This window comes from Vibrio sp. YYF0003 (assembly GCF_036350715.1).
Taxonomy (GTDB): Bacteria; Pseudomonadota; Gammaproteobacteria; order Enterobacterales; family Vibrionaceae; genus Vibrio; species Vibrio natriegens.
Genome location: NZ_JAZDWA010000013.1, coordinates 19,162 through 42,848 on the forward strand (window position 1 = coordinate 19,162; position 23,687 = coordinate 42,848).

Sequence of the window (23,687 nt, forward strand, 5' to 3'; positions counted from 1 at the left end):
CATTACATTGCAATTTAGCTTCGATATCTTGAACTCAAAATGAACAAGTTTCAAGAAGGGCGAGCAATTATCCATAAACAAGTGTTCTATACAAGAGGTACAAATTAGCTTGTGCTAATAAATTCCAAGTATAAGACCGTCATCACTTAAACTGGTTCAATTTCTTTTAGGTGACGCTGTGCAGAAATACGCGCAGCGATACAACCTATCAAGCTACCCGTGATGATAAGCAGCAGAGATTCATCCCAGTTTAGACCATTCAAACGGAACTGACTGTCATACAATGCCGCTAAATCTTCCACCGCACTATTCATGACAAAGGTCATCACCGTCGTCGCTAACCAAGCGATGATTGCCCCCAATACACCAAACCACATGCCAGTGTATAAATAAGGGCGAAGAATAAAGCTGTCAGTTGCACCAATCAGCTTCATGGTCTGAATTTCTTCTTTATTCGCCAACACATTGAATCGTAATGTATTGCCGACAATTAAAAACACCGCGCCTAACATCAGTACTGTCAGTGTGATAACGATAATACTGGCGAGTGTTTTAATGGCATCAAGACGAGCCAGCCAATCTTCATCGAGGCGAACATCGGTAACATCTTGCTGCTTACGAACGTCCTGAGCTATCGACTGAATATCACTTTTCAGTTCAGAGTCCGGTGTAATCACCAGTACGCCTGGCAGTGCATAGCCACTTAACAAACTCAGCGCCTGATCGAAGCCCGCATATTGGCTTAGATCAGCCAACCCTTGCTGCGGAGAAATATATTCCACAGTTTTCACTAATGGCCAGGTTTCGATTTCGTCCTTAAGCACCATCACGCGTGCATCAGGCATACCTTCTACTAAATACGCACTCACTTGTGATGGTGAGGCGACATCTTCTGCTGCACCCGCGACATTCTTACCTAATAAGTACAGACAGGCTGGCATCGCCAACGCAATGGAGACCACCGCCAGCGTTAATATGTTGCCTAAAGGCCGTTGCCACAAGGCAGAAAAAGACGCTTTTGCCTGTTTAATATGAACAGAGAAAAACCCATCGGTATTGGCTCGCTTAGCACTGCTGCCTTTACCTTTCTTTTGCGAGAGTTTTTTACCTGCCATAGTCTTCTACCTCGCTTAGGAAACCTTGATTCAATTCAAAATGACGATATTGTGGGCGAGTGTTCACTAACCCGATATCGTGCGTTGCGAGTAGGATGGTGACGCCTGCACGATTAAATTCTTCAAACAGTCGCAGGACTCGGTTAGACAGCTCAGGGTCAAGGTTACCCGTAGGCTCATCCGCCACCAGCAAGGTTGGACGATTCACAACTGCACGGGCAATCCCAACACGTTGTTGCTCACCGCCCGAAAGCTGACTTGGCAAACAACGCGCTTTATCGAGCAGACCGGTTTTATCCAACGACGCAGAAACGCGACGTTTAATTTCATTTTCAGAAATCGATTCAATGCGCATCGGCAGTGCGACATTGTCGTACACACTGCGATCCATCAACAAACGGTGATCCTGAAATACGATGCCGATATTACGGCGTAGAAACGGGATATCTCGGTTCGAAATACGAGTGATGTCATGATCATTAAAATGAATGGTGCCATCAGTCGGGCGTTCAATCGCACAGATCAATTTCAGCAAGGTACTTTTACCAGCGCCAGAATGCCCGCCTAAAAACGCCATCTCTCCACGCCTCAGGTGAAAGTCGACTTTTTGCAGTGCTTGTCGACCACCACGGTAAGCTTTACTCACTTGCTGAAATTTGATCACCCTTGATTCCCTCTCACTTAATTTACTCTTCGCGGCTGAACAGTGCGTCAATGAACTCTTGAGTTTCAAAAGGACGCAAATCTTCGATGCCTTCGCCTACACCTATGTAACGAATTGGAATACCAAACTGATCAGCAATAGCGAAAATTACGCCGCCTTTCGCTGTACCATCAAGCTTAGTTAATGTAATCCCAGTGATAGGTGAAACGTCACTGAAAAGCTTCGCCTGGCTGATCGCATTTTGACCAGTTCCGGCATCGAGTGTCAGCATGATTTCGTGAGGTGCAGAGTCATCAATCTTCTTCATTACACGAATGATCTTGCGCAACTCTTCCATCAGGTTCGCTTTGTTTTGCAGACGACCTGCCGTATCAGCGATCACTACATCCACACCACGCGCTTTTGCCGCTTCAATCGCATCATAGATAACTGAAGCACTGTCAGCACCAGTATGTTGAGCAATCACAGGAACGTTGTTGCGCTCACCCCATACTTGAAGCTGCTCTACCGCTGCCGCACGGAAAGTATCACCAGCAGCCAACATCACTTTCTTACCCTGATTCTGGAACTGCTTCGCCAGCTTACCGATCGTCGTGGTTTTACCTACACCATTTACGCCAACCATTAAGATAACGTAAGGCGTTTTACTGGTATCGATTTCTAGCGGCTGTTCTACTTTAGACAGAATCTCTGCCATTTCTTCTTTCAACAAGCCGTAAAGGGCTTCGCCATCTTTAAGATCACCGCGAGAGGCTTTATCTGTCAGGTTGTTGATGATTTTTGTTGTGGTATTCATACCCACATCAGCGATAAGCAGTTGCTCTTCCAGCTCCTCAAACAGGTCGTCATCGATTTTTTTACCGCTGAACAAACCAAAGAAGCCAGCACCGATGTTTGCCTTGGTGCGGCTTAAACTGCGTTTAAGGCGCGCGAAGAAACTCTCAGTCGGCTTTTCCTGCTCCTGAACGCGAGGTGCCACTGGCACTTCAGGCTCTTCTGCTTCTGCTTCTGCTTCTGCTTCTGCTTCTGCTTCTGCTTCTGCTTCTGCTGGGACAGCCTCAGCCTTTTCAGGCTCGTCTTCAACTCTATTTTTTTCTTCTGCTTGCAGAGCACCCTCTTCGGAAGGTTGCTCTTCAGAAGCCGCTTCCACTGCTTCTTCTTTTACTGTTTCTTCAGTTTTTGGTTGTTGGCTTTGTTCTTCATCACCAAAACCTAGCCACGAAAGTAATCCGCGCTTCTTTTTTTCCGTCATCTGGGGCTATCCTAGATTATCTTTTTATCTATTAATGACTCTTTTTTGACAAGATTATTATCCGTCTAAAAAAGGCGAATGACAAAGCTGTGAAAACTTTTCAACTAGGTGAATCTAATCTTATTAGTGTTACACTCTGTCATCTTGAATATTCTGGGCTGTATCCAAGCTCAATGCTTGGGCGATTGGGTATAGTATCACTTTATTAGCGGTCAAAAAATCTATGGTAAGACGTCGCCAGCAAAACTCATCACAAAAAAAGCCAACAACGGGCTTCGTTCGTATTATTAGTGGCTTATGGAGAGGCCGAAAACTCCCAGTTCATGACGCTGAGGGCTTACGTCCAACCACCGATCGCGTAAAAGAAACGCTATTTAACTGGCTAGCACAAGATGTGCCGCAGGCAAAGTGTCTCGACTTGTTTGCTGGTTCTGGCGGCTTGGGTTTTGAATCCGCCTCGCGTCAGGCAGAGCAAGTAACGATGGTTGAACTGAACCCGCAAGCGTTTCAGCAACTGAAGAAAAACGTCGCTTCTTTAAATGCAACCAACATTGAAGTGGTGAACACCGATGCTCTGAGCTTCCTAAAGCAACCTGGGACGCCTCATCATGTGGTTTTTATTGACCCACCATTTCGTAAAGGTTTATTAGATGAAACCGTGACCTTGCTAGAGCAAAACGGCTGGCTTGCTGAGGATGCGATGATTTATATTGAAACCGAGAAAGAACTGAATATTATCGACCTACCGGAAAGCTGGCATCTGCATAGAGAAAAAACCGCTGGCCAGGTCAGTTACCGCCTGTACGAACGCACGTCCGTGTAGTGCCATAATTCAAAAGGATACCAAAATGAAAGCACTAATCATCTTAGCCAAAGCGGCCATCGCCTTTGTTTGGTTGGTATTGATCATTAACATTGTTGCGCCGTTTCCAGGTAATGCAGCCATCGCGCTCTATATTATGACTGCGTTCCTGTTCATTATGCATGGCCTGCAAATGGCGATTTTCATCGGCGCATTTGGCGATAAGATAAAAATGAGCAGCTGGGAGAAATACTCCATCCTAATATTTGGCATCTTTGCTCTGCTCGACATTCGTCGTAAGCACATGATGTAAACACCAGATAATAAAACAGCCGCTCTCATGAGCGGCTGTTTCGCATTGGTCATCAGAGGCTATCTGAGAGCGTGTTGCCGTTTAGTGATTGCAAATACGCACCATATTAACCACATACTTCCCTTCTAACTCTTGGATTTTTTCGCGTTGCTGCAAAAACGCAAGCAGTGCGTCTAAATCTAGATCATTCAGTTTGCACGTGTGGAAGCGAACTTCTAAGCCGAAATGCGCGGCAAGCTCTTCACGATTCATCGGGATTTCACGAAGCAGGTTCAACAGCTCGTGAGCGTGAATATCACTCATCATCAACTCCAGTTATCAAATTGGATACGACCAGTTTACCCACATCCTCCAGCTCTGCTTTGATTTAGGTTAGTAAACGAGATTAGTAGACGATAGAAGCCACAATAAGTGCATGCGCCAAGAAATAGCTTCCACTAACCCACACATAAGCGCGTTTCATAGGCTTACGGTAACCATGTATTGCATAGGCTAGTGCAGAGTAGGTCATGACCAAGGTTCCACTGAATCCTATCGCATTCGCGTAAGTAGGCGACTGTAACCAAACCTCGCCTGCAGCCCACGCCATCTGCACCAGCATCATTCCCATAATCACCACAGGGAAAACCAACGAGTCGAGTTGTGGTAACAACAAAAAGAACGCCACGATACTAGCCGCCAGCAATAACGCCAATAGCCACCAAATAATGTCTCCGTTCAACTGCATCCAGAACGACTTGCTGTAGCAAATCTGCGCAACTAAATAACCGCAGAAATAAATCAGTTTACGCGAACGGAACGAGTGTAACGTGTCGGCAATGATTGATACGCCCAAACCACCAGCAATCCAATAGGTATAAGTGGCTGGAGTACCTTGGGTTAATACCAGAACAAGAAGGAGTACCAGAGTAAAGATTTTAAATACGAGAGATTGCGTCGGATTGGCTTGTTTTGCCCCCAACACGGAATACACACCTGATAGCCCTATAGCCAGCCAACTCCACATGCTGTACATACCTTTTACTTAAACTCGCCGCTAGTCTAGGTAGACCGATGTTGATGTAAAGGCACAATCTACGAAAGTTGGATCTCGCTAGCGATTCGGGACATTTGACCTTCTATTTAGAGCAACTAAATACGACATCAACTCACTCAATACTTAAATAGAAAAGTTGCTAACTATTCAGTCAAGATGCCTACTCGTCAGTCAATACGTACAAAGAACAAACATAAAAAACAAAAGTCCCATTGTACGCCATAGAATGCACCATTAACCCCTACAGGGCCAACATAAGAGCCTAATATCAGGCATACATACAGATAATAAAGTCGACAAAACCAACATTAACCTAATGATATTTAAGAATATTAATAAAGTTAGACTCACAAACTATAGGTTCGCATTAACGTTGCGTGCTAAACCCTTTTGGCACTTAGATTATCTCACCAGTTGAGAAATATACCTTCGAGATAGCAGCTCCTCGCCTCACACCTGCATAGAATTAACTGGGTTTTCTCAGATTTTGAGAAACACAGGCAACATTAAGCACCAACCCAACCCCTGAGACAAAAAACAATATTTAAACAATATGTAAGACCTTTCTTACAATTTAAAATCATACACTTACACCAAAAACGAACAACAAAAACACAAACCGAACACTTTAAACACAACGTAAAAAACACAGTTCAATTAGTCAAAACAAGGTAAAAACAGGTCAGTTAACTGTAAGTTTTAAAAACTTTTCATTAGATACGTTGATCAAACCTAAAAAATGGTGCTATATTAAATGCATAGAGTTCATCAAGATTAAGGGGTAGTGTTATGATTTCATCTTCTCAAAAACAAGGGCTGGTAATGATTGCAGTGGTTGTGGGTTTAATGACACTGCCAATGATGTACTAAGTTACTGATTAAAAATAAAAAAGGACGCTAACGCGTCCTTTTTTATTTTCTCAATATGACCCTACTGTATGTGCTCAGACAGTACGTCCCAATGCATGTAGTAAAAACCAAGAGCTGCAAGCGTAATCAGCGCCATCAACAAAATTGCCGCTCTCCAGATAAAGCGCGAGCTTCTTGGTGTGAGTTCTTTTTCACAATCATCACACACTGCCATAAAATTCTTTCGATTCTCTAACTGAAAATCTTCTTCGTGAACAATCTTATTACGCACCGTGGCGATATAACGTAGCTTGGCAATCACATCATGCGGTAACCGCTCTTCACAGCTATTGATGAGCTGATGTAACCCTTTTCCTTCTGCATGATATTGAGTACGCAAAAGTTTTTCGATCGTTCGGGTACGCATGACTACTTTTTCAATATCTGACATCGTAACCCTCCTCACATGACGCTTTCTTTATTACTCATTTTATTCTTCTATAAATTTAGAGCTTTTTCGAGCTGTTAAGTACTACTTTCCATTCAAACTGTGTCCTTGTGCGCATATAAAATGTGAAGTGCGCCGAATAAAATCTCACCGCATTTTGATGGATCACGAATCCTGTATCTCAACGCATCGTTTAAACGGGGAGTTCTGTAAAATAAGCGCTATCGAAACACTGGAGATCATCATGCCAATTCCACTTATTTTGGCTCTTTTTGCTCTGATAGCGCTAGGAGCCTGGGTTTTCTTTCGCTTTTACAGCAAACACTATGTTGGTGAAGATGCCCCTGAGCAATGCGTCCAAGTGACCATTTTAGATAAACAGGCCATCGATATTCCGGATGCAGAGCCGGGAGAAGATGATCAAGAGTATTGGATTTACGTACAGAGAGGCCCTATCGGCCCTAAACGCGAGTTCCAGATTGGTGTCCACTATTACCATGCGCTCAATCCGGGCGACAAAGGCAAACTCACTTACCAGGGCGATAAGTTTCTCCATTTCGCCCTGAAGCAGTAATACTACGATTGGTATCAATTAAGGCAGTAGCCAGCGAGTCTTGGCCGAACGAGAGAAGAGATAACTCATCGCCAAGGCTCCAGCGCCGCTTAATATTATCCACATTGGTATGACCCACGCCGGATGCCCTTCATACCAGCCAAACTCCTTCATCGGCCACAAAAAGATAGGATGCAGTAAATAGATACCTAAACTGTGCTGGCTGATAAAGCTCACCACTTTTTGTACCTTAGGCGATAGTCCTTCGCCAAAATAGCGTGCCAACATAAAAATCATCGACGCGGCCAGAATCACATTCAGCGTTTTGTATGACAACCAGCGTCCTACGGTGTATTTCTCCGCTTCCAGACTGTTGGTTACAACCATCGCAAAGGTAACCGCCAATGCGACTAGTCCCAAGCCAGTAAAAAGAGTGACGTTCGAGCGGTTCAAAGGCAGCTTTTGGTACAACACGTAGCCCAGAGGTAAATAGCCCATATAGAGCCATAACTGATTACTCCAAGGGCCGTCTACCTTAAACAGGAATAAGGTACTGGTGAACAACCAGAATGCCAGGTAAGTATATAAAACGTTGTCGTCGACATTGCGTACCATCCACTGAAACAGAGGAATCACGAAATAGAGCGGAATAAAGTAATAGAAAAAACCTAAGTGGTAATAGGTTTCATGGTGGACACTGTTACTTAATACCTCTTTAACCGTTTCAAAGTTAAACCCCTCAGCCGTCCATCCGGACAAGTAAGCATAGAAAACCGACCATAAAAGAAAAGGCACCAACACCTTACCCAAGCGCCTTCTCAAATAATATTTTCCATCAAAAGGTCGAGTGTCTGTGAGCATTAATGCGCCTGTGATCAGGATGAAAACTGGCACCGCCCAACGGGTTACACTATTGACTCCCACAGCCGTAAGCCACTGATCGAAAGGAATGACCCCTAATTCATTTCGATATGGCGCTAAGACGTGAATAGCGATCACAGCTACTGCCGCCACACAGCGCAATAGATCAAAAAACAGAACCCTTTCTCTCATACTTCTTCCTAAACTGAGTCGCTTATCGTTTGTTTATAGCATAGGGTAATTTCCAGTCAGGGGAATGCTTAACAAACTGTTTTTGCTTATTTTTAACTCAGTGCGACAAAACAGCCTATTTTTGCCCGCAGAGAGCCAGAACCAAGGCGAAAACCAGAACACAAGGAAAGAACGAACCATATCGATACAAAAAGGGCTCCATAGAGGAGCCCGATAAATGTAAATGCGTACGCTTAAGCCGTCACTGTCTTGGCTTTGGGCAACTTGATTGAAATCAGAGTGGTCAAAGCAAGGAAAGCAAACGAGACCCACAGACAAGCGGCTAATCCCGCTTCCTGATAAATCCAGCCCGACAGAACGGTCCCTATCAAACGGCCCATCGCATTGGCCATGTAGTAAAAACCAACATCCAGCGACACGCCATCGCCTTTGGCATAGCTGACAATCAAATATGAATGAAGCGAAGAGTTAATCGCGAATACCGCGCCAAAAATCATTAGCCCAGCCACAATCACAATTTCTGGTTGCCAACCGACTTGTACTCCGTAGGCAATTCCTCCTGTAATCAGAGCTAATATGCCCGCCCATACAAGTGCGGCACTGCCATCAGGTACGCGACCTTGCGCTTTACCGGTAATACGTGGTGCAAAGCCTTGAACAAAGCCATACGCAATCACCCAGGCCGCTAAGAAGCCACCGACCCACAAGTGATCCCAGCCAAAAACGCTGCCGAGGTAGACTGGCAGAGCAACCACAAACCAAACATCACGGGCTCCGAACAGGAACATACGCGCTGCAGACAAAATATTCACTGATTCTGATTTAGAGAAAATATGGCGAAACTTGGGTTTGCTTTTCGCTTTGCCCATATCGGCTTCCAGCCAGATCATGCTACAAACAAACACCACTGCCAGAACTGCAGCCATAATGAACATGGAATGTTGGAAACCCACCCAAGACAGCAATAAGCCACCAATAAAGAATCCCGCACCTTTGAGCGCATTCTTCGAGCCAGTCAAAATAGCCACCCATTTGTACAACGCACCTTGTTGTTCATCGGGGACTAAGGTTTTAATGGCACTCTTCGCACTCATTTTGTTGAGGTCTTTAGCAATACCTGACAGTGCCTGTGCCGCCATCACCCAAGGGATAGTCAGCCAAGCATTTGGCACAGCAAGCATCAATAACGCAAAAACTTGCATTGCTAAGCCAATATTCATGGTTTTGTTCAGGCCAAGTCTCGCACCTAACCAACCACCAATCAGGTTGGTGACCACGCCAAAAAATTCATAGAAAAGGAACAGTGACGCAATCGCCAGGGTTGAGTAACCCAAGTCATGAAAGTAAAGCACCACCAGCATGCGTAACGCACCATCGGTAACCGTAAAGTTCCAATAATTGAACGTCACTAACATGTACTGACGAATGCTTTTGCTTAGTTGTGAAATCATTTTGACCTCAGATGTACAGCAATAAAAGCATTTGGATCATGATGTGCCAAATACTGTAAAACCTGAACACCAATAAGTTTCTATCGGCATTGGTACAAAAGTGCAAGCTCAATAATCTTTCAGAGAAAAACATAAAGATTATTTAAATCAGCCACATAGTGGTAATTTGAATTTGATTAATGTATTCAAAATAGACGCTAAGCTGACTGAACTAGAGCTTTTGGATCATGATGTTCCAAAAGCTCTATAAGCTGATCAAGCACTCTGTGCTACGCGCTCGATGTACTCAATCTGCACAGGTTTAGTGAACGCACCAGGACGCAAAGCCTGTACTTCACGCACAATATCGTCGAGCGCCCACTCTTTCTCAAGCAGTAAGTGCGCAGCCAAAAGACCAGTCCGGCCGGAGCCGCCCATACAGTGCATAGCAACTTTACCGCCCTCGGCAAGAATGGCGTGTAGCTCAGGGCTCGCGTGCTGCCATTTCGTCGCAAACGCATCATCTGGTGCACAATCGTCTTCTATCTCGACCTGGAACCATTTCATACCCAGTTGTTGAGTGATTTCACCCAACTCAGAGACATTTTTAGCTGCCAGTTCAGTGTTATCTAATGCGGTAACGACGGCTTGAACGCCCTGCTCTTTCAACTGCTCAAGTGATGCTTGTAGCGCAACATCTTTGGTACCCGGACACGGTGTTAATACCAATGCGCCCGACTCTAACGCTAATTGCCATGTAGGATGAGACATAGTTAAACCTCTTTAAGCCAGACCAACGTTACGTACCAGCTCTGCTGTACGTGTTGCGTAACCCATTTCATTGTCATACCACGCGTAAATCTTCACCATGCGTGAGCCCACGACCATGGTTGATTGTGCGTCGACGATGGTAGAGCGCTGGTCGCCTTTGTAATCAATCGATACCAATGGACGCTCTTCAAAACCAAGAATGCCTTTCAGTTCACCTTCAGACGCTTCTTTCAGTAATGCATTCACTTCTTCTGCTGTGGTATCACGCTTAACATCAAAGATGATGTCAGTCAGAGATGCATTGGCTAAAGGAACACGTACGGCATGGCCGTTAATTTTGCCTTTCAGGTCAGGGAAAATTTCCACAATCGCCGTCGCACTGCCTGTCGTGGTTGGGATAAGACTCATGCCACAAGCACGAGCACGACGAAGGTCTTTGTGTGGCGCATCCAGAATAGTCTGTGTGTTGGTCAAATCGTGAATGGTTGTAAAGGAAGATTGCTCGATACCAAGTTTCTCATGAATCACTTTCACCACTGGCGCAATACAGTTGGTAGTACAAGATGCCGCAGTCACAATACGGTGTTTTTCAGGGTCAAAGATATGGTCGTTCACACCCACAACGATGTTGGCAATACCTTCTTCTTTCACTGGCGCACTAACGACAACTCGCTTAACACCTTGGTCAAGATACTGATCTAAGTACGATGTTTTGCGATGCACGCCAGTGGCTTCAATCACAACATCACAGCCTGACCAATTAACGGCATCTATGTCTCGCTGCTGGGTAGTGACGATACGCTTACCATCAATGATCAGTTCGTTGCCTTCGACCTGAACTTCATGGTGCCAACGCCCCTGAACCGAATCGAACTCCAGCAAATGCCCTAGCGTTGCCGCATCACCAGCGACATCATTAATCTGAACAAATTCCAATTCAGGCCAGTCAAACGCCGCACGCAATGCCAAACGGCCAATTCGGCCAAAACCGTTAATTCCTACTTTAATCGTCATAATTTTCCCTTCAAATCTTCTGCGTTGAAATATTTATCCGTTGTGTGCTGTTAGCAGCAGGCCTCACGATTTTTATCGTGCAGGCGCGAAATATCTTGCTGGTACTCTTGCTTCAAACAGTTCGATGCCACTAAATCGTTAATCACTTTTCTCATCCAACCTGGCAACTCTTGTGACAACTGGTAAAACACCCATTGTCCCTGACGCTTATCAACTAAGATGCCATTGGAACGTAACTGGGCAAGATGACGAGAAACTTTCGGTTGGCTCTCTTGAAGTGCAAACGCTAAATCGCCCACACAAACTTCTCCTTCACGAGCCACCAGCATTAAACAACGCACGCGAGTCTCGTCAGATAAAAGTTTGAAAAACTGATGTGGAAGCATAGTAAACATACCTATATATGGATATGCGTATATGTTTATTTAAAACCACGACAGCGTCAAGCACTCAGCACTTAACGTCACAAAAGTTTAATAATGGAAAAGCTAGGCGTTAGCGACGCTTTGGCTCCAACGAACCGCTTCACCCAAAGAAGCCTGTACTTGCTCGAAACAAAGGCCCAGCTGATTAGAAAATTTTTCCACTCCAAGCCAGTCAGCGCGTTCGTAGCATTCTTCCAGAGAAATAAGCGCTCCATATTCCCCTTTTCGATGCAGCAACGCTTGTTGAACAGACTCACTGAGCGGTAATTGCTTGATTAAGGATTCAGTAGACAGATCGAGTATGGCATCTAGAATCGACAACAAGCCGACCATAAAACCTTGCTCGTTCAAATGAGAGAATGGCTGGTGACGAGACATCAACTGACAAAATTGAGCTCGTTGAAGTGAGAGGTTAAACAGTTCACGTGGTTTGTTAGTCGAAATATAAGACGCCACGACAAGTGAGACGAACTGCTTTAGATTATCCTGCCCAAGGTAAATCAGAGCCTGACGAAACGAACGGATTTCCACTTCCAGCTTGGTCGCCTGCATGTTCACAAAGCGCAGTAATTTGTACGACAGCGCCACATCTTGCGTTATCAGGTCTTCAATACGCTGAAAATTTGGTTCGGGCACACACACTTCACGAAATAACTGCAGTGCCACAACCTGCTCTGGGCTGACATAATGGGTTTGAGACACCAGAGGCTTACTGAAAAAGTAACCCTGGAAGAATTTGAAACCGGCTGCTTTTGCCTGATTAAACTCTTCCTCTGTCTCTACCCGCTCAGCAAGAAAATGGTATTTAACTCGTTGCGCTAGCTGCGTTTTGACCAATTCACACGCGGCCTCTAACCCCATTGCCATAATGTCCAGCTTTACAATGTGTGCGTAAGGCAAGAAACGTTTCCATTCTGGAGTAAGGGTGAAGTCATCCAATGCGATCAGGTAGCCCTCTCGATAAAGCTCTCTGATCGCCTCAAATAGCTCATCGGTAGGCTGACAAGTTTCTAGTACTTCGACAACGATTTTATTTTTCGGCAAGCTGTGCGGTAAACGGCGCAGTAAACTCTGATGAGGGAAGTTGATGAAACATCGTGATGATGTAATCACCGGATTTAAGCCAACAGATAGGAAGTTTTCGACAACCAATCGGTATGTCGCCCGGTCTGCATCAATATGAGAAGGGAAAACATTGCGCTCCCCATCCCGAAACAGCAGTTCGTAGCCAAGCGTTTGTCTTTTACGATTAAAGATAGGCTGGCGAGCGACATACGTGGTATTCATACTAAAAACAACCTAATAATTAGCGAGTTATGATTTTGCAGCTGCTAATAGTGCACCACATCCCATAAACATGGAACCAAAGACTTTATTTATGTTCGCCATAATTTTATCTGAGCGAATAAAACGGCCCATCTTTGATGCCAGCGACGTGTAACCAAGCATCACAAATGAATCCACCGCAACTGTTGTTACCCCGAGTACCAATAACTGAGTTAGCTGGTCTCTTGCCGGATCAATAAACTGCGGGAACAAAGCCACGAGAAAAACAATCGATTTTGGATTGGTTAAATTAATGAGGATCGCTTTATACATCAGCGCTGTTGCTGACATCTCTTTTTGACTCTCTGCCGCCACCAAACCAGACGTATCGCGCCACTTCTGAAAACCAAGCCAGACAAGATAAGCCGCACCTACCCATTTGATAACCGCAAACGCCGTGGCCGATTGCGCCACCAGCGCACCAATACCAGCACCCACCATAGCAATATGAATCGCTAAACCAATTTGCAAACCCATAATCGCGCCAAGTGACTTACGTGTACCGTAGCTCAGACCATTACTGATCGAGTTTACGGTACCTGATCCCGGAGCAAGGCTAAAAACAATTGCTGTGACCAAATAGGCAAACCAAACATGGGTATCCATTGCATTTCCTCACTAATTCTTCGATGATACATCGCGTCTACAATGTATTTTCAGGTAATCGACTAATGGCTACTCACCATTCCCCTACGACTTATACTCAAGAGAACTTATTTGAGCAAGCGATAGGTGGTCCGATCGCTGAACTCTGGCAAAGTCGCCAAGAAGGCTTTGTGAAAGGGACAGAAAAAAAGAAGATCTACTGGTGCAAACTCACCCACCCTGAACACAAAAAAGCGGTGCTGGTTGTTAATGGACGAATCGAGTCTTCCTGGAAATACCAAGAACTGTTTTATGATTTCTACCGCCAAGGTTACGACGTTTACTCATTTGACCACCGTGGGCAAGGATTATCCGACCGGCTACTAGAAGACTCGGACATGGGTCACGTCTACGACTTTGCAGACTATGTTGAAGATATGGACATAGTGATAAAAAAGCACGATCTCGGCCACTACGAGCAATGTTTTATCGTCGCGCACTCCATGGGCGGTGCCATCGCCACTCGTTATCTTCAAACTCACCCGAAGCATTATTTTACTGGGTTGATTTTAAGTGCTCCGATGTTCGGAATTAACCTGCCGTGGTACTTATCTCCGATCGCCCTGCCGGTGACACAAATTCTTTCGGCAGTATCAACGCTGCCACGTTATGCGCCTGGTCATCAGCCTTACTTCCCCAAACCGTTTGAGAATAATCTCCTCAGCCAGAGCCATGATCGCTATCGTTGGTTTCGTGGACTTTATTCAGACATGCCGGAGCTACAAGTTGGTGGACCAAGTACCCGCTGGGTATGGCAAGGACTGATGGCAGCCAAACAGTGCTTTTTATTAACACGTCAGGTAAAAATACCCGTGCTGCTTATTCAAGCCGGAGAAGATCGTATTGTCAGTAATCTGGCCCAGAAACGTTTTATTGATAAGTTGAGTAAAACCAACCCGAATGCCGAGCTGGTATCCGTAGAAGGTGCTCATCATGAAATTTTGTTCGAAGCCGATAAATACCGTAATCAGGCTCTGGATGCGATTTTCCGTTTTATGAAACAGCCTAAGCCTTCTTCCGTTTCATAAAAAACAGTCCGCCGCCAGATACGCGAAGTGGACTTTATACGTCCCTATTCTCTGAGCAATTTAAAGAGGAAATGTATGCAACGCGATTTACCCTCTTTTTCATCCCTATTTTAACGTACACTGATCAGGCTTGTTCAGCTTTCAACCGAGATGTAACCCCGAAAGGTGAATAGCACCTTAAGTTCCCCCTAGCATTCGGAGCCGCATGATCTAGTCAGTCTGCAGGGCTCCGTCTGCACTCTACTTAATCGACACTATCCAAACCGTTTACGAGGACTTCATGAGCACATCGCTACCTTGCAAAGAGATCACTAAAATCGTTGCCTCAGATCTGGATGGCACTTTACTTGCGCCCAATCATCAACTCAGCGCTTACTCAAAAATGACGCTGCGAACGCTACATGAAATGGGCTACACCTTTGTCTTTGCTACAGGTCGTCACCACGTAGACGTCGCTGGTATTCGCTCTCAGGTTGGAATTCCGGCTTACATGATCACCTCAAACGGTGCGCGCGTGCATGATCAAAACGATAAGCTGATGTATAGCGAAAACGTCCCACAGGAGCTCGTTCAAGGCGTGATCGACACGATCAAGCACGATCATGAAATACTTATCCACATGTATCAGAATGACGACTGGTTACTAAACAAAGACGATGAAACGCTGCGTGAATTCCATGAAGAGTTTACCTACAAGCTGTTCGATGAAAATCAGGCACCAACTGACGGCATCGCGAAAATCTTCTTTACCCATGCAGACAAAGATCATGAACGTCTGGTCTCGTTCGAAACTCAGTTACGTGACAAGTTTGGAGACAAGCTAAATATCGCCTTCTCAACGCCTTGGTGTCTGGAAGTCATGAACGGAGAAGTCTCTAAAGGTCATGCTCTGCAAGCCATCGCGGAATCACTCGATCTAGAACTGAAAAACTGCCTTGCATTTGGTGACGGCATGAATGACGTAGAAATGCTGTCAATGGCAGGTAAAGGGCTGATTATGGGGACTGCGCACGAAAAAGTAATGAAAGCGCTACCAAACAACGAAGTGATTGGCAGTAACGCCGATGATGCGGTTGCACGCTATCTGCAAAAGCATTTGCTGCAAGACGAGCAATAAGAAAATCTTCACAAGGGCTGTATAAATCAGCCCTTGTTTTTATCTAGTCTAACGCTGGCTGGGCAGCTTCTCCCGGCCAAGAATCGCTTCCCACTCTTCCTCTGCCACTGGCATGATCGATAAACGATTTCCGCGTTTGACCAAAGGCATGTTCTCCAGCTCAGGCATCGCTTTCATCACTGACAACGGAATCACGCGATCCGTTTTACGCACAAACTCTACATCAACCATTATCCAGCGCGGATTGTCCGGATCCGATTTCGGGTCGTAATAATCGCTTTCTGGATCGAACTGAAAATGGTCTGGATACGCCTCGCGTACGACTTTGGCAATTCCTGCGACACCAACGTTTTTACACGAAGAGTGATAAATCAGAACCAAATCGCCCAATTTCACCTGATCACGCATCATGTTACGCGCCTGATAATTACGAACGCCTTCCCAACATGAAACCTTTTGGGTTCGAAGCGTGTCAATAGAAAAGGTATCTGGTTCAGTTTTAAATAACCAATATGCCATAATGCCATCCGATGCTGATTGAGTAACAATAATGAGGAAGATATAACATGAAGGCTTTGAAAAACCCAGTGGCCCTGGCCACTCTGCTGGTTCTGCAAGCATGTAGCTCGCAACTGCCAGAAAATGGTAACGAGGAAATAACCACCCCACCAGCATCACTAGATAAGCCTGAAACCATTCAACCTCAAACATTTATGCTGCGTGGTGAAGTGGTCATTGGCCACGAAAGTCAGTACATCATGCCTTGTGGCAGTGACAAACAATACTGGCTGCAACTGTCACCACAACAAGCTCAACGCGCCATGTCGTTGAGTAACGAGCCTTATCAACCCATGTATGGGGAAATGATTGGCCACCTGAATCCTCCAGGCAATGAAGGCTTCTCTGCCGATTTCGACGCCAACTTTGTCGTTGAACAGGTTAACCTCCTCACCAGTGAAAACCCGCAGCGCTGCAGTCAGCCAAGTAAACCCACTCGCGTATTTGGTAATGAGCCATTCTGGTCAGCAAGTTTTGAGTCGGACGCACTGCAATTTCAGCAACCGGGTAAGCCGGCACAATCTATAACCATTGAATCCAGACAGCTACAAGCACGTCAACGCACTTATCAACTTGCGGATGGCGAACTGCGCATGACGGAAAACCTTTGTTCTGACACCATGAGTGATTCCATCTATGGCTGGACAGCGACGCTTAAACACGATGGTACAACGTATCAGGGTTGTGGCATGGCATCGAATGTCGACTCGACACTCGAATGGGCAAACACTTACGTCGCAACGTCAACGCAATCACAAGGGTTTGAAGTACAGATGACCTTAAAGCCAGATCACAGTGCGACAACCCAATACAGTTACTCTGACGGTCAGGCGCCACTGGTTGAACGTGGTTACTGGCAGCAGTTAAGTCCGTCACAGATTCAGGTCGTAATGACCCACCACCAGCAACAGCGTTTACAGTCAGAGCGACTTTTCATCCGCGAAGGAAACCAGCTTAAAGCCACGCAAGAAAAAGTTGGCACTATGGTTTACCCAATTGCTGATGGCGGCTTGGTGTTGTATCCGGCAACAGTACGTCAATCAGGAACGAAGACCTCCTCCCAAGAGCGATCTAACAGTCCTATCAGCAGTGCAGATATTCCCTCTAGTGCCGACTTCAACTCCAAAGTCGATGCAGCAGTGCGCAATTACTTTTTTATCAATCAAACCAATCCTAGCAATAACCAATACCGCTGGCTGACTTACGATCTGAATGGTGATGGAAACGAAGAACTGTTCGTTCAGCTAGATTGGTGTGGTTCAGGCGGCTGTACCTTACTAGTGTTTGAAAATCATCAAAGTGAGTGGCGTTTTAACAGCCGTATCACTCTAGTACATAGCCCGATAATGCTGGGCCAGCAAACCTCACACGGCTGGCGAGACCTGGTTTTTAATGTCAGTGGAGGTGGTGCAACACCGGCTCAACACGTTATGCAATACACTGGCGTCAGCTACCCAATCAATCCGAGCATGGCACCAAAGGCAACGTCAACACAAGTCAGTGGTGTCCGCCTGTTCTCGGATGGTATTAGCCCAGTCCGCGAAGGAGTTCGCTTGTAATGGCACTACCATGCCCTGCCTGTGGTTTTCAGTTTAACTGCATTTGCTCACTGCTGCCTAATCTCAGCAGCGAGCACAGCATCATGCTATTGATGCACCCCAATGAACTGGCGCGAGATACCAACACAGGTAAACTGCTGCAGCATTGCAAACTGAATGTGAAGCAAGCCATTTGGGATCGCAAGCAACCACCTGGTGAGTTAATCGCTCACCTAGAAGATTCAAGCCTGTACCCAGTGCTACTGTTTCCCAGCGAGGAAAGCCTGACTCTCGAACAAGTGGTAGATCAGAGTCAGCAACAAAGCCGAAAGCCTTTGTTTATTATTTTGGATGCGACCTGGCAAGAAGCGCGCAAAATGATCAATAAAAGTCGATGGCTGGAGAACGTGCCATTGATGGGGCTTGTAACCCAGGACGATTCGCATTATCAGCTGCGTCGCAACCAGCAACAAGGCAACCTGTGTACGTTTGAAATTGCGGCGCAATTGTTAGGGCAATTAGGGGAAGAAGATAACCAGCAGCAGATGCAACGCTTCTTTACGCACTACCTTGCCGCCTTTCAAGCAGAAAAAAGCGGACATACGCTTAAGCACTAGCGCAGAAAGTAACAACAAAAAAGCGCAGCCTTGGCTGCGCTTTATTAGACGTGTTTCACGTGAAACAATTTAAACTCTGAGTCTCTACCACATCAAATCAGTGAGAGTAACGGCGGTAAGCTATGAATTTCCATATCCGGCAACGTTCTGGCTCTAGGTAATTGCGCGATATTCTTGTTTACGTCGTTAAACCAACAAGCCGCAAAACCAGCCAGTTTAGCTCCGTGAACATCCGTTACGATATGATCGCCGACGTGCAAAATATTTTCTGCTGGCAGATCTAAAATCTGTTGCGCTTTAGTAAACATGTCACCAGCTGGTTTGGCTAATCCATCCGGTCCCGCTTTCAGCACACTTTTAAAATAGGGGGTCAGGCCGACTTTATCTAAGTCAACATTACCATTAGTGATCGCAACTAAGGGAATTTGCTTACCAAGCTGCGCGAGTACGTTAAGGCTGAGTTGCGGAACCTCGAAACGATTACGCCAGTCAAGGGCAACTTGCACGCCTTTTTCCGCTGCAGTTTGCGCTTGCTCTTCATGATAACCAGCATCGAGAAAGCCCTGCTTCAGCTGCACCAAGCGCCAAAGCGTCACGTCACTTTTTAACTCTGGATCCTGCTGCAAAACCTGCTTTTTCACTTTGACCCAGTCCGGTTTTTCCATGTGGGCGACCGCAGGATGTGCTTGTTGGAGCCACGTCAAAAGCTCACGCTCCATGCGTACTATGACCGGATAGTTGTCATAGAGAGTGTCATCAAGGTCAAACGTCATCGCCTTAATTGGCGCAATACGGCGGTAAAATTTCATGCTCTGGTTCAGTCCCCGCTCTTTTTACGTGCTCGTGGGTGTGCTTGATCGTAGGCTTGCGCCAAATGTTGGAAATCCAAGTGGGTGTAGATCTGCGTGGTCGAAATATTTTCGTGACCTAACAGCTCTTGGACCGCACGTAAGTTGTTGCTTGATTCCAGCATATGGGTCGCAAATGAGTGACGCAATTTGTGTGGGCTGATGTGGCTCGCTACCGACTGTTTTTGTCCCCACTCTGCCATACGCTTTTGCACACTACGATGCGAAATACGCGTACCGAGCTTGGATACAAATAATGCTGGCTCTCCGGGATCTGCGAGGTTACCTCGCACTTTAAGCCACTTGCCTACCCACTCGGTCGCCATACCTGAGAACGGAACTTTACGCTCTTTATCACCTTTACCAATGACACGAAGTTCGCCACTGCGTAAATGCACGTCACGCACATCGACACTAACCAACTCAGCCAATCGTAAACCCGCACCGTACATCAGCTCCATCATGGCGCGATCGCGAACCGCTAGCGGGTCGTCTTCGTTCACTTCCAATAACTGGTTAACTTCATCGACATCGAGGTTTTTTGGCAGCGGACGCTGCTTACGCGGTGCGGAAACACCTTTGGCCGGGTTTGCCGACATTTCGCCGCGTAGGATAAGGAAATCGAAGAAACTGCGCAGTGAAGATAAACGAGTAGCCAGACTGCTGGCTTTCATTCCTTCACGCATGCCTTTACCTGCCAGTTGTCGAACCCAGCCCGCGTCAACCTGAGACCAGTCTTTCAACCCCATTTCGGCTAAGTGGTGCGCCATGGTTTCCAGCTGCTGTTTGTAATTACGCTGGGTATGCAAACTTAGCCCCTTTTCACTTCGCAGAAATTCGTAGAAGCGTTCAAGAGGCTTTTGCAGACTATTTGGCAGAGGAGTGTTTGGAGTTGTCGTCATCGTAACGTTGCCATACCAATGTTTGAGCAAGATGTGCCACTACTAAGGATAGATGACGCAAGAACAAGGTATCCATATCTGGTTGGAAATGTCCGCCGTCCTGGCTCGAAAATGCAAGAACACCCAGTGTCTGTTTCTTGATTAACGGCAATACCACATAAGACCCCATTTCTGGCATTTCCAAACTGCCAAACAAGGCTTCACGATCGACTTTGCGTAAGCGACCTAAGTAGGCATCTTTGCCATTGAGGTGCGTCGTAGCAAAACGCTGGTAGCTTTCCTTACCCAGTTGAACAGATGCATCACATCGACTAAACAGACGAACGTAAGCACGTAAGCCGAGATCATGTGCTTTCTGCTCAATGGCATGAATCACCTGCTTGAAATCACCACACTTGAGAATCTGTCCCTGCAAATCCATGAACTCGTAAAAAGTTCGGTCATTATTGGCAGCCAGAGACATCAGTGTCGTAATCTCTTCTTCGAGTTCTTCGATGCGCTGACGCTGACGGTTCATCTGAATATGAACCAGTGAAACCGCCCCCAAATCCACATGTGGAAATGACAAACGGTCTACCAGTTCTGGACGCTGAACAAAAAAGTCCGGGTGATCTTTGAGGTACTCAGCGACCACTTCGGCCGTCAACGTATCGGCTTCCACTTCAGACAAAACGTTTCCTTTCTCTTCCACTAGCACGACAGTTGCCCGTCAAAGACATGAGTAGCAGGGCCAGTCATAAACAGCGGTTTACCCGGACCTTGCCAAGAAATATTCAGTTCACCACCAGGTAGCGACACTTTGACATTTTCATCGAGCAAGCCTTGTAGAATACCAACTGCAACCGCACCACAGGCGCCACTGCCGCATGCCTGAGTTTCGCCCGCACCGCGCTCATAAACACGCAGACGAATATGGCTGCGATCGACAACCTGCATAAAACCAGCGTTCACTCGCTCAGGGAAACGCTCATGAGACTCTAGCAGCGGACCTAATGTATCGACATCAGCAGTATCGACATCATCCACGACCGTCACAACATGAGGGTTGCCCATACTAACAGCACCACAAAACAGGGTGTTGTCACCAGCGCGCATAATGTAGGTTTTCTCTTTTTGCTTCGCTTTGAAAGGGATCTTGTTCGGCTCAAACTCTGGCACGCCCATATTGACCGTTACTTCGCCATCGTCTTCGACGTTAAGGATCATTTTCCCTTTCTTGGTACTCACGCTAATGCTGTATTTGTTGGTCAAACCTTTAAGGCGAACAAAGCGCGCAAAACAACGTGCACCGTTTCCGCACTGCTCAACTTCGCTGCCATCGGCATTAAATATGCGATAGTGGAAGTCGGTCTCTGGGTCATATGGCGCTTCTACCACGAGCAATTGGTCAAAACCAACACCAGTGTGTCGATCCGCCAGACGGCGGATCAAATCTTGCGAGAAAAACACGTTCTGGGTAATGCAGTCGACGACCATGAAGTCGTTACCCAAACCGTGCATTTTGGAAAAGTGGAAATGCATTTGCTTTGTGTTACTCCGGTAGAATCTGTTCCAGCTGCCACAAACTTGTCAGCTCCTCACGCTGACGAACAAGATGGCTTTGCTTACCGTCCACCATCACTTCCGCCGCTCGGGTACGAGTATTGTAATTCGAAGACATAACAAAACCATAGGCGCCAGCAGAACGAACCGCGAGTAGATCACCTTCTTGTAAAACCAACGCACGATCTTTACCCAGGAAATCACCAGTTTCACAAATTGGTCCAACCAAGTCGTAAGTTTGTGCTTCACCATCGCGTGGCGAAACTGGCACGATATCTTGCCATGCCTGGTAAAGAGCAGGACGCATCAGGTCGTTCATTGCTGCATCAATAATGGCAAAGTTTTTATGCTCAGTGTGCTTTAAGAACTCAACGCGAGTCAGCAAGATGCCAGCATTCGCTGCAATCGCACGACCAGGTTCAAAAATCAGTTCCAGATCTTGGTGATTAGTCAGACGTCCCAACAGCGCTTTCGCGTAATCTGATGGCTGTGGAGGAAGCTCATCACGGTAAACCACACCAAGACCACCACCAACATCCAAGTGACGAATGTTGATGCCTTGCGCTTTCAGATCATCAATCAGAGCAAGCAAGCGATCAGTCGCATCGATAAAAGGTTCAATATCAGTCAACTGAGAACCAATATGACAGTCGATACCCTGTACGTTTAGGTTCGGCAAGCTTTGGGCGAATTTGTACACCTCTGGTGCACGATCAAACGCAATACCAAATTTGTTGTCGCGAAGACCAGTCGAAATATAAGGGTGAGTTTTTGCGTCTACATCTGGGTTGATGCGCAGTGAAATAGGAGCAACCACACCAAGATCGCCTGCCACTTTATTCAGGCGCTCAAGTTCAGGCTCAGATTCAACGTTGAAGCACTTGATACCAAGTTCCAGTGCGCGTTTCATTTCTGCTGGGGTTTTACCTACGCCAGAAAATACCACTTTCTTCGCGTCACCACCGGCAGCAATAACACGTTCTAGTTCACCACCAGATACGATATCAAAGCCTGAGCCCAAACGAGCCAGTGTATTCAGTACGCCTAAGTTTGAGTTTGCTTTTACGGCATAACAAACCAGATGAGGATGTTGACCCACTGCACTATCAAACGCCTTCCAGTGGCGCTCTAGCGTGGCTCGAGAGTATACATAAAGAGGAGTGCCATATTGCTCGGCCAGAGCTTGAAGTGAGACGTCTTCGGCCCAAAGCTGGCCATCATCCTGATAGTTGAAGTAATCCAAAATTCGCTTCCCTTATTTTATTCGACTGCAGAACCCTAATTTCACCCAAAGGTGCGGATATTTATTGTGATTGCTCGTTTTGTTGTGTGTCATCTGGAATGTAGAGTGAACCTGACTGTCCACACCCTGCCAGCGTAGCGGCAGCCATCACAAACAACACAGTAACTAATTTTTTCATTTGGCATATCGTGATTATTGAATCAATGCCCCCTATAATCGCACCACACTCAGGAAAAGCAATAGGACAGACGGATGAACGATACTGAATTTCATCAACTGGTGGATGTACAGATGCAAATCATTGAAGAATCCATCGATGATTCAGGTGCAGACATTGATTACGAAGTGTCTGGTAACGTAATGACATTAGAATTTGAAGACCGCAGCCAGATCATCATCAACCGCCAGGAACCGATGCATGAAATTTGGCTGGCATCAAAATCAGGTGGCTTCCACTTCAAGCTTATCGAAGATAAATGGACCTGCTCGAAGACTGGCATGGAACTGTTTGAAATGGTCAAGCAAGAGTGTGAAAAGCACGCTGGTGAAGAAATAGACTGGGCATAAGTTCATTTTGTCCTGACCAATACAGAAAAAG

At 46.2% G+C, this 23,687-nt stretch carries 28 protein-coding genes; 8 read left to right on the forward strand and 20 right to left on the reverse strand.

What is annotated here, in order from left to right; translation table 11 throughout:
* Nucleotides 1–146: 146 nt before the first annotated feature.
* Genes ftsX through ftsY form a run of 3 tightly spaced genes read right to left on the reverse strand, consistent with a single transcriptional unit; the run spans nucleotide 147 to nucleotide 3,031 of the window.
* Nucleotides 147–1,115 (reverse strand): permease-like cell division protein FtsX, encoded by a 969-nt coding sequence (gene ftsX / locus V1U08_RS21870; protein ID WP_014233311.1) that lies wholly within the window; start codon nucleotides 1,113–1,115, stop codon nucleotides 147–149.
* On the reverse strand, nucleotides 1,105–1,779 hold the full coding sequence (gene ftsE, locus V1U08_RS21875; protein ID WP_014233312.1) for a cell division ATP-binding protein FtsE: 675 nt from the start codon (nucleotides 1,777–1,779) through the stop codon (nucleotides 1,105–1,107). The genes ftsX and ftsE overlap by 11 nt, the downstream gene beginning before the upstream one ends.
* A 22-nt stretch (nucleotides 1,780–1,801) precedes the next feature.
* Entirely contained in the window at nucleotides 1,802–3,031 is a 1,230-nt protein-coding gene (gene ftsY, locus V1U08_RS21880; protein ID WP_330471410.1) for a signal recognition particle-docking protein FtsY, read from the reverse strand.
* Between the two features lie 223 nt (nucleotides 3,032–3,254).
* Between ftsY and rsmD the strand changes: the two genes are divergently transcribed.
* Both rsmD and V1U08_RS21890 read left to right on the forward strand, forming a co-directional pair.
* Nucleotides 3,255–3,854, forward strand: coding sequence for a 16S rRNA (guanine(966)-N(2))-methyltransferase RsmD (gene rsmD, locus V1U08_RS21885; protein WP_020334044.1), 600 nt, complete (start codon nucleotides 3,255–3,257; stop codon nucleotides 3,852–3,854).
* 25 nt (nucleotides 3,855–3,879) lie between these two features.
* Complete coding sequence (locus V1U08_RS21890; protein WP_020334045.1) at nucleotides 3,880–4,146, forward strand: DUF1145 domain-containing protein; 267 nt, start codon at nucleotides 3,880–3,882, stop codon at nucleotides 4,144–4,146.
* Between the two features lie 81 nt (nucleotides 4,147–4,227).
* On the opposite strand, the gene V1U08_RS21895 is transcribed toward V1U08_RS21890, so the two are convergent.
* The 3 genes from V1U08_RS21895 to V1U08_RS21905 form a co-directional block, all read right to left on the reverse strand.
* A complete protein-coding gene (locus V1U08_RS21895; protein ID WP_330471411.1) occupies nucleotides 4,228–4,449 on the reverse strand; it encodes a YecH family metal-binding protein in 222 nt (73 codons plus the stop codon).
* An 82-nt stretch (nucleotides 4,450–4,531) separates the two neighbouring features.
* Nucleotides 4,532–5,152: a lysoplasmalogenase gene (locus V1U08_RS21900; protein WP_014233317.1), complete on the reverse strand. Its 621-nt coding sequence runs from the start codon at nucleotides 5,150–5,152 to the stop codon at nucleotides 4,532–4,534.
* A gap of 961 nt (nucleotides 5,153–6,113) precedes the next feature.
* Nucleotides 6,114–6,482: a hypothetical protein gene (locus V1U08_RS21905; protein WP_020334046.1), complete on the reverse strand. Its 369-nt coding sequence runs from the start codon at nucleotides 6,480–6,482 to the stop codon at nucleotides 6,114–6,116.
* Between the two features lie 241 nt (nucleotides 6,483–6,723).
* Between V1U08_RS21905 and V1U08_RS21910 the strand changes: the two genes are divergently transcribed.
* A complete protein-coding gene (locus tag V1U08_RS21910; RefSeq protein ID WP_014233319.1) occupies nucleotides 6,724–7,053 on the forward strand; it encodes a DUF2500 domain-containing protein in 330 nt (109 codons plus the stop codon).
* Between the two features lie 18 nt (nucleotides 7,054–7,071).
* Here V1U08_RS21910 and V1U08_RS21915 read toward each other — a convergent pair whose 3' ends face one another.
* The 7 genes from V1U08_RS21915 to rhtB form a co-directional block, all read right to left on the reverse strand.
* Nucleotides 7,072–8,085: an acyltransferase gene (locus V1U08_RS21915; RefSeq protein ID WP_330471412.1), complete on the reverse strand. Its 1,014-nt coding sequence runs from the start codon at nucleotides 8,083–8,085 to the stop codon at nucleotides 7,072–7,074.
* Between the two features lie 233 nt (nucleotides 8,086–8,318).
* The gene (gene arsJ / locus V1U08_RS21920) at nucleotides 8,319–9,536 is read right to left on the reverse strand and encodes an organoarsenical effux MFS transporter ArsJ (protein WP_020334049.1); all 1,218 of its coding nucleotides are present in this window, start codon (nucleotides 9,534–9,536) and stop codon (nucleotides 8,319–8,321) included.
* Between the two features lie 255 nt (nucleotides 9,537–9,791).
* A complete protein-coding gene (locus V1U08_RS21925; protein ID WP_065300357.1) occupies nucleotides 9,792–10,286 on the reverse strand; it encodes a cyclin-dependent kinase inhibitor 3 family protein in 495 nt (164 codons plus the stop codon).
* 12 nt (nucleotides 10,287–10,298) lie between these two features.
* A complete protein-coding gene (locus V1U08_RS21930) occupies nucleotides 10,299–11,300 on the reverse strand; it encodes an ArsJ-associated glyceraldehyde-3-phosphate dehydrogenase (protein ID WP_065300358.1) in 1,002 nt (333 codons plus the stop codon).
* A gap of 50 nt (nucleotides 11,301–11,350) precedes the next feature.
* Complete coding sequence (locus V1U08_RS21935) at nucleotides 11,351–11,686, reverse strand: metalloregulator ArsR/SmtB family transcription factor (protein WP_014233324.1); 336 nt, start codon at nucleotides 11,684–11,686, stop codon at nucleotides 11,351–11,353.
* Between the two features lie 102 nt (nucleotides 11,687–11,788).
* The gene (locus tag V1U08_RS21940) at nucleotides 11,789–13,012 is read right to left on the reverse strand and encodes an EAL and HDOD domain-containing protein (protein ID WP_330471413.1); all 1,224 of its coding nucleotides are present in this window, start codon (nucleotides 13,010–13,012) and stop codon (nucleotides 11,789–11,791) included.
* Nucleotides 13,013–13,039: 27 nt separating this feature from the next.
* Nucleotides 13,040–13,657, reverse strand: a complete 618-nt coding sequence (gene rhtB / locus V1U08_RS21945; RefSeq protein WP_014233326.1) for a homoserine/homoserine lactone efflux protein — start codon at nucleotides 13,655–13,657, stop codon at nucleotides 13,040–13,042.
* A gap of 65 nt (nucleotides 13,658–13,722) precedes the next feature.
* On the opposite strand from rhtB, the gene V1U08_RS21950 reads away from it, so the two are divergent.
* Nucleotides 13,723–14,724 carry an alpha/beta fold hydrolase gene (locus V1U08_RS21950; protein ID WP_330471414.1) on the forward strand — a complete coding sequence of 334 codons (1,002 nt, stop codon included), beginning with the start codon at nucleotides 13,723–13,725 and terminating at the stop codon, nucleotides 14,722–14,724.
* A gap of 280 nt (nucleotides 14,725–15,004) precedes the next feature.
* Nucleotides 15,005–15,841: a Cof-type HAD-IIB family hydrolase gene (locus tag V1U08_RS21955; RefSeq protein WP_330471415.1), complete on the forward strand. Its 837-nt coding sequence runs from the start codon at nucleotides 15,005–15,007 to the stop codon at nucleotides 15,839–15,841.
* Nucleotides 15,842–15,889: 48 nt separating this feature from the next.
* Here the strand turns inward: V1U08_RS21955 and V1U08_RS21960 are convergent, their stop codons facing one another.
* Entirely contained in the window at nucleotides 15,890–16,360 is a 471-nt protein-coding gene (locus V1U08_RS21960; RefSeq protein WP_330471416.1) for an EVE domain-containing protein, read from the reverse strand.
* 47 nt (nucleotides 16,361–16,407) lie between these two features.
* Here V1U08_RS21960 and V1U08_RS21965 point away from each other — a divergent pair, with 47 nt between their 5' ends.
* On the forward strand, nucleotides 16,408–17,958 hold the full coding sequence (locus V1U08_RS21965) for a COG3650 family protein (protein WP_330471417.1): 1,551 nt from the start codon (nucleotides 16,408–16,410) through the stop codon (nucleotides 17,956–17,958).
* The gene (locus V1U08_RS21970; RefSeq protein WP_330471418.1) at nucleotides 17,958–18,554 is read left to right on the forward strand and encodes a tRNA-uridine aminocarboxypropyltransferase; all 597 of its coding nucleotides are present in this window, start codon (nucleotides 17,958–17,960) and stop codon (nucleotides 18,552–18,554) included. The genes V1U08_RS21965 and V1U08_RS21970 overlap by 1 nt, the downstream gene beginning before the upstream one ends.
* Nucleotides 18,555–18,646: 92 nt before the next feature.
* Here V1U08_RS21970 and yigB read toward each other — a convergent pair whose 3' ends face one another.
* The 6 genes from yigB to lptM form a co-directional block, all read right to left on the reverse strand.
* A complete protein-coding gene (gene yigB / locus V1U08_RS21975; RefSeq protein ID WP_330471419.1) occupies nucleotides 18,647–19,363 on the reverse strand; it encodes a 5-amino-6-(5-phospho-D-ribitylamino)uracil phosphatase YigB in 717 nt (238 codons plus the stop codon).
* Between the two features lie 8 nt (nucleotides 19,364–19,371).
* Nucleotides 19,372–20,304, reverse strand: coding sequence for a tyrosine recombinase XerC (xerC, locus tag V1U08_RS21980; RefSeq protein WP_330471420.1), 933 nt, complete (start codon nucleotides 20,302–20,304; stop codon nucleotides 19,372–19,374).
* Complete coding sequence (locus V1U08_RS21985) at nucleotides 20,270–21,001, reverse strand: DUF484 family protein (protein WP_330471421.1); 732 nt, start codon at nucleotides 20,999–21,001, stop codon at nucleotides 20,270–20,272. The genes xerC and V1U08_RS21985 overlap by 35 nt, the downstream gene beginning before the upstream one ends.
* Nucleotides 20,995–21,825, reverse strand: coding sequence for a diaminopimelate epimerase (dapF, locus tag V1U08_RS21990; protein ID WP_020334060.1), 831 nt, complete (start codon nucleotides 21,823–21,825; stop codon nucleotides 20,995–20,997). Before dapF ends, V1U08_RS21985 begins: the two co-directional genes overlap by 7 nt.
* A gap of 10 nt (nucleotides 21,826–21,835) precedes the next feature.
* Entirely contained in the window at nucleotides 21,836–23,089 is a 1,254-nt protein-coding gene (lysA, locus tag V1U08_RS21995) for a diaminopimelate decarboxylase (RefSeq protein WP_014233336.1), read from the reverse strand.
* Between the two features lie 61 nt (nucleotides 23,090–23,150).
* Complete coding sequence (lptM, locus tag V1U08_RS22920) at nucleotides 23,151–23,267, reverse strand: LPS translocon maturation chaperone LptM (protein WP_014233337.1); 117 nt, start codon at nucleotides 23,265–23,267, stop codon at nucleotides 23,151–23,153.
* Nucleotides 23,268–23,341: 74 nt separating this feature from the next.
* Here lptM and cyaY point away from each other — a divergent pair, with 74 nt between their 5' ends.
* Complete coding sequence (gene cyaY, locus V1U08_RS22005) at nucleotides 23,342–23,656, forward strand: iron donor protein CyaY (protein ID WP_014233338.1); 315 nt, start codon at nucleotides 23,342–23,344, stop codon at nucleotides 23,654–23,656.
* The last annotated feature ends 31 nt before the right edge of the window (nucleotides 23,657–23,687 follow it).

Bases quoted from the DNA above. Each gene is read 5' to 3' on its own strand.
- ftsX (WP_014233311.1), bottom strand. From the start codon at position 1,115: ATGGCAGGTAAAAAACTCTCGCAAAAGAAAGGTAAAGGCAGCAGTGCT.
- ftsY (WP_330471410.1), bottom strand. From the start codon at position 3,031: ATGACGGAAAAAAAGAAGCGCGGATTACTTTCGTGGCTAGGTTTTGGT.
- rsmD (WP_020334044.1), top strand. From the start codon at position 3,255: ATGGTAAGACGTCGCCAGCAAAACTCATCACAAAAAAAGCCAACAACG.
- V1U08_RS21890 (WP_020334045.1), top strand. From the start codon at position 3,880: ATGAAAGCACTAATCATCTTAGCCAAAGCGGCCATCGCCTTTGTTTGG.
- V1U08_RS21895 (WP_330471411.1), bottom strand. From the start codon at position 4,449: ATGAGTGATATTCACGCTCACGAGCTGTTGAACCTGCTTCGTGAAATC.
- V1U08_RS21900 (WP_014233317.1), bottom strand. From the start codon at position 5,152: ATGTGGAGTTGGCTGGCTATAGGGCTATCAGGTGTGTATTCCGTGTTG.
- V1U08_RS21905 (WP_020334046.1), bottom strand. From the start codon at position 6,482: ATGTCAGATATTGAAAAAGTAGTCATGCGTACCCGAACGATCGAAAAA.
- V1U08_RS21910 (WP_014233319.1), top strand. From the start codon at position 6,724: ATGCCAATTCCACTTATTTTGGCTCTTTTTGCTCTGATAGCGCTAGGA.
- V1U08_RS21915 (WP_330471412.1), bottom strand. From the start codon at position 8,085: ATGAGAGAAAGGGTTCTGTTTTTTGATCTATTGCGCTGTGTGGCGGCA.
- arsJ (WP_020334049.1), bottom strand. From the start codon at position 9,536: ATGATTTCACAACTAAGCAAAAGCATTCGTCAGTACATGTTAGTGACG.
- V1U08_RS21925 (WP_065300357.1), bottom strand. From the start codon at position 10,286: ATGTCTCATCCTACATGGCAATTAGCGTTAGAGTCGGGCGCATTGGTA.
- V1U08_RS21930 (WP_065300358.1), bottom strand. From the start codon at position 11,300: ATGACGATTAAAGTAGGAATTAACGGTTTTGGCCGAATTGGCCGTTTG.
- V1U08_RS21935 (WP_014233324.1), bottom strand. From the start codon at position 11,686: ATGCTTCCACATCAGTTTTTCAAACTTTTATCTGACGAGACTCGCGTG.
- V1U08_RS21940 (WP_330471413.1), bottom strand. From the start codon at position 13,012: ATGAATACCACGTATGTCGCTCGCCAGCCTATCTTTAATCGTAAAAGA.
- rhtB (WP_014233326.1), bottom strand. From the start codon at position 13,657: ATGGATACCCATGTTTGGTTTGCCTATTTGGTCACAGCAATTGTTTTT.
- V1U08_RS21950 (WP_330471414.1), top strand. From the start codon at position 13,723: ATGGCTACTCACCATTCCCCTACGACTTATACTCAAGAGAACTTATTT.
- V1U08_RS21955 (WP_330471415.1), top strand. From the start codon at position 15,005: ATGAGCACATCGCTACCTTGCAAAGAGATCACTAAAATCGTTGCCTCA.
- V1U08_RS21960 (WP_330471416.1), bottom strand. From the start codon at position 16,360: ATGGCATATTGGTTATTTAAAACTGAACCAGATACCTTTTCTATTGAC.
- V1U08_RS21965 (WP_330471417.1), top strand. From the start codon at position 16,408: ATGAAGGCTTTGAAAAACCCAGTGGCCCTGGCCACTCTGCTGGTTCTG.
- V1U08_RS21970 (WP_330471418.1), top strand. From the start codon at position 17,958: ATGGCACTACCATGCCCTGCCTGTGGTTTTCAGTTTAACTGCATTTGC.
- yigB (WP_330471419.1), bottom strand. From the start codon at position 19,363: ATGAAATTTTACCGCCGTATTGCGCCAATTAAGGCGATGACGTTTGAC.
- xerC (WP_330471420.1), bottom strand. From the start codon at position 20,304: ATGACGACAACTCCAAACACTCCTCTGCCAAATAGTCTGCAAAAGCCT.
- dapF (WP_020334060.1), bottom strand. From the start codon at position 21,825: ATGCATTTCCACTTTTCCAAAATGCACGGTTTGGGTAACGACTTCATG.
- lptM (WP_014233337.1), bottom strand. From the start codon at position 23,267: ATGAAAAAATTAGTTACTGTGTTGTTTGTGATGGCTGCCGCTACGCTG.
- cyaY (WP_014233338.1), top strand. From the start codon at position 23,342: ATGAACGATACTGAATTTCATCAACTGGTGGATGTACAGATGCAAATC.